Origin of the sequence: Micromonospora deserti (genome assembly GCF_003236335.1) — a bacterium.
GTDB classification, from domain to species: Bacteria; Actinomycetota; Actinomycetes; order Mycobacteriales; family Micromonosporaceae; genus Micromonospora; species Micromonospora deserti.
In genome coordinates this window covers 1-8,912 of record NZ_POUB01000249.1, presented here as the reverse complement: position 1 = coordinate 8,912, position 8,912 = coordinate 1, and the positions used below count along the sequence as shown (strand labels likewise).

Here is an 8,912-nt window from a genome sequence, read left to right as displayed (position 1 = left end):
GGGGTCGGGTGGGAGAAGACGTCCTGTGGGGTGCCGGTGAGCCCGGCGGCGCGCAGCCGGCTCACCAGTGTGGTCGCCTTGATGCTGTCCCCGCCGAGGGTGAAGAAGCTGTCGGAGACACCGACGGCGGGCAGGCCGAGGATCTCGGCGTACAGCCGGCACAGCAGCTCCTCGCGCGGCGTGCGCGGCGCCGCCGCGGTGGCGAGCGCGGCGAAGTCGGGCGCGGGCAGCGCGCCCCGGTCGAGCTTGCCGTTGGCCGACAGCGGCATGGCGGGCAGCGAAACGAACGCCGCCGGCACCATGTACTCCGGCAGCCGGGCGGCCAGGTGGGTGCGCAGCGCGTCGTCGGCCGGGGCGCTGCCCGGCTCGGGGACGAGGTAGCCGACCAGCCGGCGGTCGCCGGGCCGGTCCTCGCGGGCCAGCACGGCGGCCTGCGCGACCCCCGGGCAGGCCGCGAGCGCGGCCTCGACCTCGCCGAGCTCGATGCGGAACCCGCGGATCTTCACCTGGTGGTCGACCCGGCCGAGGTACTCCAGCGCCCCGTCGGCCCGCCGGCGGGCCAGGTCCCCGGTGCGGTACATCCGCTCGCCCGGGCCACCGTGCGGGTCCGCCACGAACCGCTGCGCCGTCAACCCGGCGCGGTTGAGGTATCCGCGGGCGAGCTGCACCCCGGTGAGGTACAACTCGCCAACCTGCCCGGTGGGCACCGGGCACAGCCGGTCGTCGAGGACCCGCAGGCCGGTGTTGGACACGGGCCAGCCGATCGGCACCGGGCCCCGCTCGCCCGGCGCACACGGCCAGTAGGTCACGTCGACCGCGGCCTCGGTCGGCCCGTACAGGTTGTGCAGCCGCGGGCCGCCCGTCCCGTACCCGGCGTAGAACCGGTCCCGCAGCTCGGCGGGGAACGCCTCACCGCTGCAGATCACCCGGCGCAGCGCGGACGCGCACCGCACCGCGGCGGGCTCAGCGAGGAACACCCGCAACATCGACGGAACGAAATGGACGGTGGTGACGCGTTCCGCCTCGATCAACCGGGCGAGGTAGGCCGGGTCCTGGTGCCCGCCGGGCCTCGCCACGACGAGCGCGGCACCGGTGATCAGCGGCCAGAAGAACTCCCAGACGGACACGTCGAAGCTCGCCGGGGTCTTCTGCAGGACCCGGTCGTCGGCGGTCAGCCCGTACTCGGCCTGCATCCACAGCAGCCGGTTCACGATCGCCCGGTGCGAGACCACCACGCCCTTCGGGCGGCCGGTGGAGCCGGAGGTGTAGATGACGTACGCGGGCTGGTCGGGAAGCGGCACCGTGGTGGCCGCGGCGCCACCGGTGGTCGCAGCGTCGAGGTACAGGCGTGGCATGTCGTCCGGCAGCCAGTCCCCGGCGCGGCCGGCGGTCACGACGAGGGCCGGGGCGGCGTCGGCGATCATGTAGCGGAGCCGGTCCGCTGGGTAGTCGACGTCCAGCGGCAGGTAGGCGGCGCCGGCGCGGTGGATGGCCAGCAGGGTCACGACCAGCTCCACCGAGCGGGGCAGGGCCACGCCGACGAGGCGTTCCGGACCGGCGCCGCGTGCGGCGAGCAGCTCCGCGAGCCGGTCGACCCGTGCGGCGAGCTGGGCGTAGCTGAGCCGGATGTCGCCGGACACCAAGGCGGTCGCGTCCGGGGTACGGGCGACCTGCGCGGCGAACAGCTGCGGCAATGTCTGGTCGCCGATCCGGTGCACCGGTCCGTTGGCCAGCCGGCCGCCCCGGCCGTGGCCGGTCAGGGGTGGTGGTTCCACAGCTGTCCTCTCAGGCGTGTCCGGTGCCGGTGGCCGCGAGGCCGGCCCGCTCGACCGGTGCGTCGTCGCGGTGCGCCACCACGGACCGCAAAATCTCGCCGGCGCGCACCGCGGTGTTGGACAGCAGGGACGAGGTGATGCCGTGGCTGTGTTCGGTGCCGCCCTGCAGGTAGACGCCGCACCGCATCTCCGGCGCGGCAACCACGCGGTAGTCCCGGGCGACGCGCAGCCGGCCCTGCTCGTCGCGCCGGCAGTACCGGTCCGCGTCGATCAGCAGGTCCGTCGGGTCCTGGGCACGGTATCCGGTCGCGTACACCACCGCGTCGGCGTCCAGTACGGTGGTCTCGCCGGTGATCAGCGACGTGACGGTAGCCTGAACCCGATCCGCGGTCTCCACCACCTTGGTGACCCGGGCGAGGTTCATCATCCGCAGCCGTTCCACGCCGAGCACCCTCTCCTGGTAGGCGCGGCGGTACAGCTCCTCGATGAGGTCCAGGTCGACCACGGAGTAGTTGGTGTTGCGGTGATAGTCCATCAACCGTTGCTTGACCGCCTCCGGGGCGGTGAAGTAGTCGTCGACCGCCGCCGGGTCGAAGACCCGGTTGGCGAACGGGCTGTCGTCGGCGGGGCTGTAGCCGTACCGGGAGAACACCGCGCACACCTGCGCCCGCGGGAACTGCTCGTGCAGATAGGCGACGATCTCCGCGGCGCTCTGGCCGGCGCCGACGACGACGAACCGGGACGGAGCGCGGCGGCGCAGCATCTCCGCGCGGTACAGCAGTTCGTGGCTGTGCCAGATTTTCGCCGATGACCGGATGCCGGCGGGCAGGCAGGGCTCCAGGCCGGGCGCAACGACCACGTTGCGCGCCCGGTACACCACCGCGGGATCGGAACAGGCGCCGGCCTTGGCGACCACGTCGAGGTAGACCACGGCTCCGTCGCGCACCACCGGCCGTACCGCCACCACCTCGTGCCCGTACGACACCAGGTCGTCGACCTTCTCCGCGGCCCACTCGAAGTAGTCGTGGAACTCCACCCGCAGCGGGAACAGGCTCTTGTGGTTGACGAAGTCCACCAGCCGGCCCTTGCTGTGCAGGTAGGACAGGAAGCTGAACTCGCTGGCCGGGTTGCGCAGCGACACCAGGTCCTTGAGGAACGAGACCTGCATGGTGGCGTCCTCGATGAGCATCCCGCGGTGCCAGCCGAACCGGTGCTGCCGCTCTAGGAAGTGGGCGGTCACGGCTCCCGCGATGCCGGCCTTGGCGTTGTGTTCGGTCAGCGCGACGGCCATCGCGAGGTTCGACGGCCCGAAGCCGATCCCGACGAGATCGAAGACCGGAGGTTCGTCGCCGGAGGCATCGCTTGCCAGAACCTGTGACATGTCAATCCCATCGCGAGGGCTGGCCGCGAGACGCGGGTCAGCGGGGCAGGGCCTGACGGCGTGCGCGGCCGGGGTGGGCCCCGCCGCGCACGCCGGACTCAGCCGGACACTGTGGAAGCCGGACCAAGTTAGGTAAGGCTATCCTAAGAGAAAGTCCCTGTCGAGGGGTGTTTTGGGGCTCCCATGGCCCGATCGGGCGAGTTGCCCGGGGCGTTGCGCCACTTAGGTAAGCCTTGCTTTACTTAGCAGCGTCTCTTGTTCCACGTCAAGATGAGGAGCCCACCATGCGGGTCGTGATGTTCGGATTTCAGACCTGGGGACACCGCACCCTGCAGGCGCTGCTCGGTTCCGAGCACGAGGTGACCCTGGTAGTCACACACCCGAAGAGCGACCACGCGTACGAGAAGATCTGGAGCGACTCCGTCGCGGACCTCGCCGAGGCGCACGGCGTGCCGGTGCTCCTGCGCAACCGCCCCGACGACGAGGAGCTGATGACCCGGCTGAAGGAGGCCGACCCGGACGTCATCGTGGCCACCAACTGGCGCACCTGGATCCCGCCGCAGATCTTCGACCTGCCCCGCCACGGGACGCTCAACGTGCACGACTCGCTGCTGCCCGCCTACGCCGGTTTCTCCCCGCTGATCTGGGCGCTCATCAACGGCGAGAAGGAGGTCGGCGTCACGGCCCACATGATGAACGAGGAGCTCGACGCGGGCGACATCGTGCTGCAACGGGCGGTCCCCGTCGCGCCGACCGACACCGCGACCGACCTGTTCCACAAGACCCTGGAGCTGTTCGGTCCCATCACCGTGGACGGCCTGGCCTTGGTCGCGTCCGGCCGCACCGACTGGGTCAAGCAGGACCGGTCCAAGGCCAGCTTTTTCCACAAGCGCTCCATCGAGGACAGCCGGATCGACTGGACCTGGCCGGCCGAGGACCTGGAGCGGCTGGTACGCGCCCAGTCGCACCCGTACCCGAGCGCGTTCACCTACCACAAGGGCAAGCGGCTGGAGGTCCTCGCGGCCGCCGTGTCGCAGAACCGCTACGGCGGCACGCCGGGCCGCATCTTCTACCGGGAGGGCGACGCCGTGGTCATCGTCGCCGGAGCCGACGCCCGAAAGGGCCGCAACCACGGGCTGGCCATCAAGCGAGTCCGCACCGACGACGGCCACGAACTGGCCGCGGCCGACTACTTCACCAGCATGGGCGGCTACCTGACCAACCAGCCCTGACCCCGCCGGCAGGCCGTGCTCTTCGGGGCCGGACATCTGCCGCGCTGCCGGGTACACGTGTGGTGGGCGCCCGGAGGGCGCCCACCACACGTCTCGTCAGCTACTTGATCCGAGCGAACGCCCCCGGCGGTACCTCGGTAGGCCGCTCCTCACCGAACCGGTGACCGTACCCGGGCTGGTCGCGCGGGGAGCCGGTGCCGCGATGAGGGATGCGCCCCACCCCAGACGCCGAGGATCGGGGACGGAGCGATGCCCGACGGTCAGGGCACCACGTCGGCGCGAGCCTTGTTGATGGTCTCCGTCAGCTCCCGCAGCACGGCCGTCTGCTGCTGGTAGCTGAACGGCGTCTCGGCGCGCCAGGCGCCCACCTGGCCGGCCTTCACCGCCGGCAGTTCCTTCCACGTCGGCATGGTCTGCACCTTCGCCAACGGCCAGGTGACCTCCTGTTCCCGGGTGTCGTAGAGGATCAGGTCCGCCGGGTACTTGTCGATCTGCTCCCAGCTCACGGCCTCGAAGAACGGCTCCTTACCGGCCGGCTCGACGACGTCCAGGCCCAGCTCGCGCAGGTACTCCAGATCTCCGTACTCGTTCGGTTCGGCGAAGTACACGTTGTCCTTGTTGCTGCTGACGACCAGCACCTTCAGGCCGGGCTTGGCCTGGGCGGCCTTACGCAACTCCTCCGACGCCTGCTCGAACTCCGCCCGGGCCTGCTGCACGGCCGGCGCGTCGAGGTCCGCGCCGAGTGCGCGGGCGAGCTTGGCGTAGCTCTCGATCGCCTCCGGAACCGACTTGCCGGTCAGGTCGACGACCGCCATCGGGGCGACCTGCTCGATCTTGCTCTGGGACTCCTCCGGCACGTACCAGAGGATCTCGCCGTACTTGTTGGTGACCAGCAGGTCAGGCCGGAGGCTGGCGTACTTCTCGACGTTGAACTCGCCCCAGTTGACGCCGACCGACTCCACTGCGCTCAGGTCGACGTCGCCCGCCTGCGGGTTGTTCTCGCCGTTGGCGAGCTTCTGCGGCCCGAACACCCCGATCGGGCGCAGCCCAAAGTCCCAGAGCACCGCCGCCGAGCTGGCCTGGGCGACAATCCGCTGCGGCAGGTTCGGCAGGTTGATCGCCTTGCCGCGGTCGTCGGTGTAGCTGAACGGGCCGGAGGTCTTGCTGGCGCTCGTCGTGGGCTCGCCGCCACCCGCCGAGCAGGCGGCCAACATGCCTGCCGCGGTCAGGGCGGCCGCGCCGCGGAGGATTCGGCGCCGGGTGGCACCGGCGCGCCGCCGGAGCGGCGCGTCAGGGTGGGCTGGCATGGTCACTGATGGATTTCCTTTCCGGTTGGGCGCCGCCCGGACGGACGGGCGCCGACTCGCTGGTGGTCGCCCGGAGGGTGCCCGCTCCCGAGCGGACGTCGACGCGGGCGTCGTTGACCCGCTGCGGGAGTCGCTCGACGTCGGTGGGTGCGGGCGAGTGCCGGCCGGCGGGTCACCCCGCCAGGGAGGGGGCGTCGGCGGCGTGGTGACGGCCGTACGGGATGACCAGCGGGGTGCCGCTCGCCGGATCCGTGACGACCTGGCAGCGCAACCCGAACACGTCCTGCACCAGTTCGGCGGTCATCACCTCGGCCGGCGGACCCTGCGCGGCGATCCTGCCGGCCTTCATGGCGACGAGGTGGTCGGCATAACGGCTCGCGTGGTTGAGGTCGTGCAGCACCATCACCACGGTCCGCTGCTGCTGCCGGTTGAGGTCGACCACCAGGTCCAGCACCTCGATCTGGTGGGCCAGATCCAGGTACGTGGTGGGCTCGTCGAGCAGCAGGATCGGCGTCTCCTGGGCGAGCGCCATCGCGATCCACGCCCGCTGCCGCTGCCCGCCGGACAACTCGTCGACGGGACGGCTCGCATGCTCGAGCATCGAGGTGGCGCGCAACGCCCCCAGCACCGACAGCTCGTCGCCGGTCGACCACTGCCGCCACCAGTTCTGGTGCGGGCTGCGGCCGCGGGTGACCAGGTCGATCACGGCGAGCCCGTCGGGTGCGACCGGCGCCTGGGGCAGGATGCCGAGCCGCCGCGCCACCTCGCGGGTGGGCATCGAGTGGATCGCACGACCGTCGAGGTGCACCGTGCCGGCCTTCGGCGTGACGAGCCGGCCCAGAGCCCGCAGCAACGTCGTCTTGCCGCAGGCGTTCGGACCGACGATCACCGTGACCGCCCCCGTCGGGATCTCGAGGTCGAGGCCATCGACGACGACCCGCGCGTCGTACGCCAGGCGGAGCCGTTCCGCACGCAATTCCATGGTCATCCTCCCGTGCCGGCGCGGTTCGCCCGGGCCAGCAGAATCAGTAGGAACGGGGCCCCGAGCGCCGCCGTGACCACCCCGACGGGCAGCTGGCCGCCCGGCAGCAACCGTGCCGTCACGTCGCTGACCAGGACGATCACCGACCCGACGAGTGCGGATCCGAGCAGCGGCGGGCCGGCGACGCCGGCGAGTCGGCGGGCGATGTGCGGCGACAGCAGCGCCACGAAGCCCACGGGCCCGGCCGCGGCGGTGGCGAACGCGGCGAGCCCCACGCCGATCAGCAACAGCAGCAGCCGCGCCGTCTGCACCGGCACGCCGAGACCGCGTGCCGTGTCGTCGCCGAGACCCAGCAGGGTCAGCCACCGCATCGTGGCCAACGCAGTGGGCACCAGGACCGCCAGGGCGATCGCGAGCGGGGTGGCGTGCGCCCAGTCGCGGCCGTCGAGGCTGCCGATCAGCCACAGCACGGCGCGCTGGGCCTCGAAGATCTGCGCGCGGACGAGCAGGTACTGCGTGACGGCGAGGCACAGCGCCGCGATCGCGACACCGACCAGCACGATGCGGTACCCGGTGGTGCCGCGCCTCCATGCCAACAGGTAGATCGCTGCCGCCGCGGCGAGGCCACCGAGCAGGGCTATGCCGGACGTGCCAAGCGAGCTGCCGAACCCGAGCACGACTCCGGCGACGACCGCGGCACTCGCGCCCTGCGCGATGCCGAGGATGTCCGGGCTGGCCAGCGGGTTGCGGGTCAACGCCAGTAGGATCGCGCCCGACATGCCCAGGCCGGCGCCGACGAGCAGCGCGACCACCGCGCGGGGCAGGCGCAACTCGCGGACGATCAGCAGGGTGCCGGGATCACCGGAGCCGGCGAGTGCCCGCACCACATCGGGCAGCGGCACCGGATAGTCTCCGATGGACACGCTCACCGACAGGGTGACCAGCGCCAGAGCGGCGGCGACCAGGCCGACGACGAGGGCGCGTACCCGCAGCACCCCGGAGACCGAGGGCCGGGCCAGGCGGTACGTGGTGCGTCCCGCGACCTGCTGCACTCCCGGAGCCCGCATGGTCACAGCTCCGCGAGCCGGCGCCGGCGCGCCACCGCGATGAAGAACGGCACGCCCACGAAGGCGACGACGATGCCGACCTGCACCTCCTCAGGGCGGGCCACCACCCGGCCGGCCACGTCGGCGGCCAGCAGCAGGCATGCCCCGAGCACCGCCGAGAAGGCCAACAGCCACCGGTGCACGGGGCCGCAGATCGCCCGGGCGATGTGCGGGATCACCAGCCCGACGAACACGATCGGGCCCGCGACCGCCACCGCGCTTCCGGCAAGCAGCACGATGGCCCCGGCGGCACGGACCCGGGTCCAGCCAAGCCGCTGCCCCAGCGCCCGCGCCACGTCCTCCCCGAGGGCGAGGGTGTCCAACGCGGACGCGCTCGCCGCGGCTAGCAGCAGCCCCGCGACGAGGAACGGAAGCACCTGCGGCAGCAGGCGGGGATCCTGACCGGCGAGCGACCCCACCGACCAGAACCGGTAGGTGTTCAACGCGTTCGTGTCCATCAGGATCAACGCACCGGTGAGCGCGCTGAGAAACGCCGTGACCGCAGCACCGGCCAACGCCAACTTCGCCGGGGTCGCGCCGCCGTGCCCATGGCTGCCCAGCACGTGCACCACCACGGTCGCCACCAACGCCCCCGCGAACGCGAACCACACGTATCCGTACAGCGACCCGATGCCCAACACCCCGGTGGCCAGGACCACGCCGAATGCGGCGCCCGCGCTGACCCCGAGCAGCCCGGGATCGCCCAGCGGATTGCGGGTCAAGCCCTGCATCACCGCTCCGGCCACCCCGAGGGCCGTGCCGACGGCCAGGCCGAGCAGGGTTCGCGGTACCCGCATCCCGTTGACGACCGCGTCGTTCCACGCCCCATCCGGGTTGACCAGAACGCGGAACACCTCCGCCAGCTGGATCTCGCGGCTGCCCACCGCGATCGACGCGGCCGACAGCACCGCGAGAAGCGCGACCGCGAGCACGAGCAGCCCGGATCGTGTCCACACGCCGGCCCGTGCCCGACCGGTGGTCGGCATGCCCGCCGACAGCCGGAACGGCCGGATCTCCTGCAACGACATGACGTTAGGATAGCCATACCTAACTACATCCGATACACCCGGCTGGTCACAAACCTGTCTCTTATACACTCTGACGCTGCCGACGAAGCTAGAAGTGAAGG

At 71.5% G+C, this 8,912-nt stretch carries 7 protein-coding genes; 1 reads left to right on the top strand and 6 read right to left on the bottom strand.

Going from position 1 to position 8,912, the window contains the following annotated elements; translation table 11 throughout:
* A partial coding sequence (locus tag C1I99_RS25510) for an amino acid adenylation domain-containing protein (protein WP_146604053.1) occupies positions 1–1,775 on the bottom strand: 1,775 nt, incomplete at its 3' end.
* A gap of 10 nt (positions 1,776–1,785) precedes the next feature.
* Positions 1,786–3,156: a lysine N(6)-hydroxylase/L-ornithine N(5)-oxygenase family protein gene (locus tag C1I99_RS25505; RefSeq protein WP_111136732.1), complete on the bottom strand. Its 1,371-nt coding sequence runs from the start codon at positions 3,154–3,156 to the stop codon at positions 1,786–1,788.
* A 284-nt stretch (positions 3,157–3,440) separates the two neighbouring features.
* Here C1I99_RS25505 and C1I99_RS25500 point away from each other — a divergent pair, with 284 nt between their 5' ends.
* Positions 3,441–4,388 (top strand): methionyl-tRNA formyltransferase, encoded by a 948-nt coding sequence (locus C1I99_RS25500; RefSeq protein ID WP_111136731.1) that lies wholly within the window; start codon positions 3,441–3,443, stop codon positions 4,386–4,388.
* Positions 4,389–4,648: 260 nt separating this feature from the next.
* Here C1I99_RS25500 and C1I99_RS25495 read toward each other — a convergent pair whose 3' ends face one another.
* The 4 genes from C1I99_RS25495 to C1I99_RS25480 form a co-directional block, all read right to left on the bottom strand.
* Positions 4,649–5,695 (bottom strand): ABC transporter substrate-binding protein, encoded by a 1,047-nt coding sequence (locus C1I99_RS25495; protein ID WP_233512707.1) that lies wholly within the window; start codon positions 5,693–5,695, stop codon positions 4,649–4,651.
* 172 nt (positions 5,696–5,867) lie between these two features.
* Positions 5,868–6,683, bottom strand: a complete 816-nt coding sequence (locus tag C1I99_RS25490; RefSeq protein ID WP_111136729.1) for an ABC transporter ATP-binding protein — start codon at positions 6,681–6,683, stop codon at positions 5,868–5,870.
* Entirely contained in the window at positions 6,680–7,744 is a 1,065-nt protein-coding gene (locus C1I99_RS25485; RefSeq protein WP_111136728.1) for a FecCD family ABC transporter permease, read from the bottom strand. The genes C1I99_RS25490 and C1I99_RS25485 overlap by 4 nt, the downstream gene beginning before the upstream one ends.
* A 2-nt stretch (positions 7,745–7,746) precedes the next feature.
* Complete coding sequence (locus C1I99_RS25480; protein WP_199562388.1) at positions 7,747–8,811, bottom strand: FecCD family ABC transporter permease; 1,065 nt, start codon at positions 8,809–8,811, stop codon at positions 7,747–7,749.
* Positions 8,812–8,912: the final 101 nt, after the last annotated feature.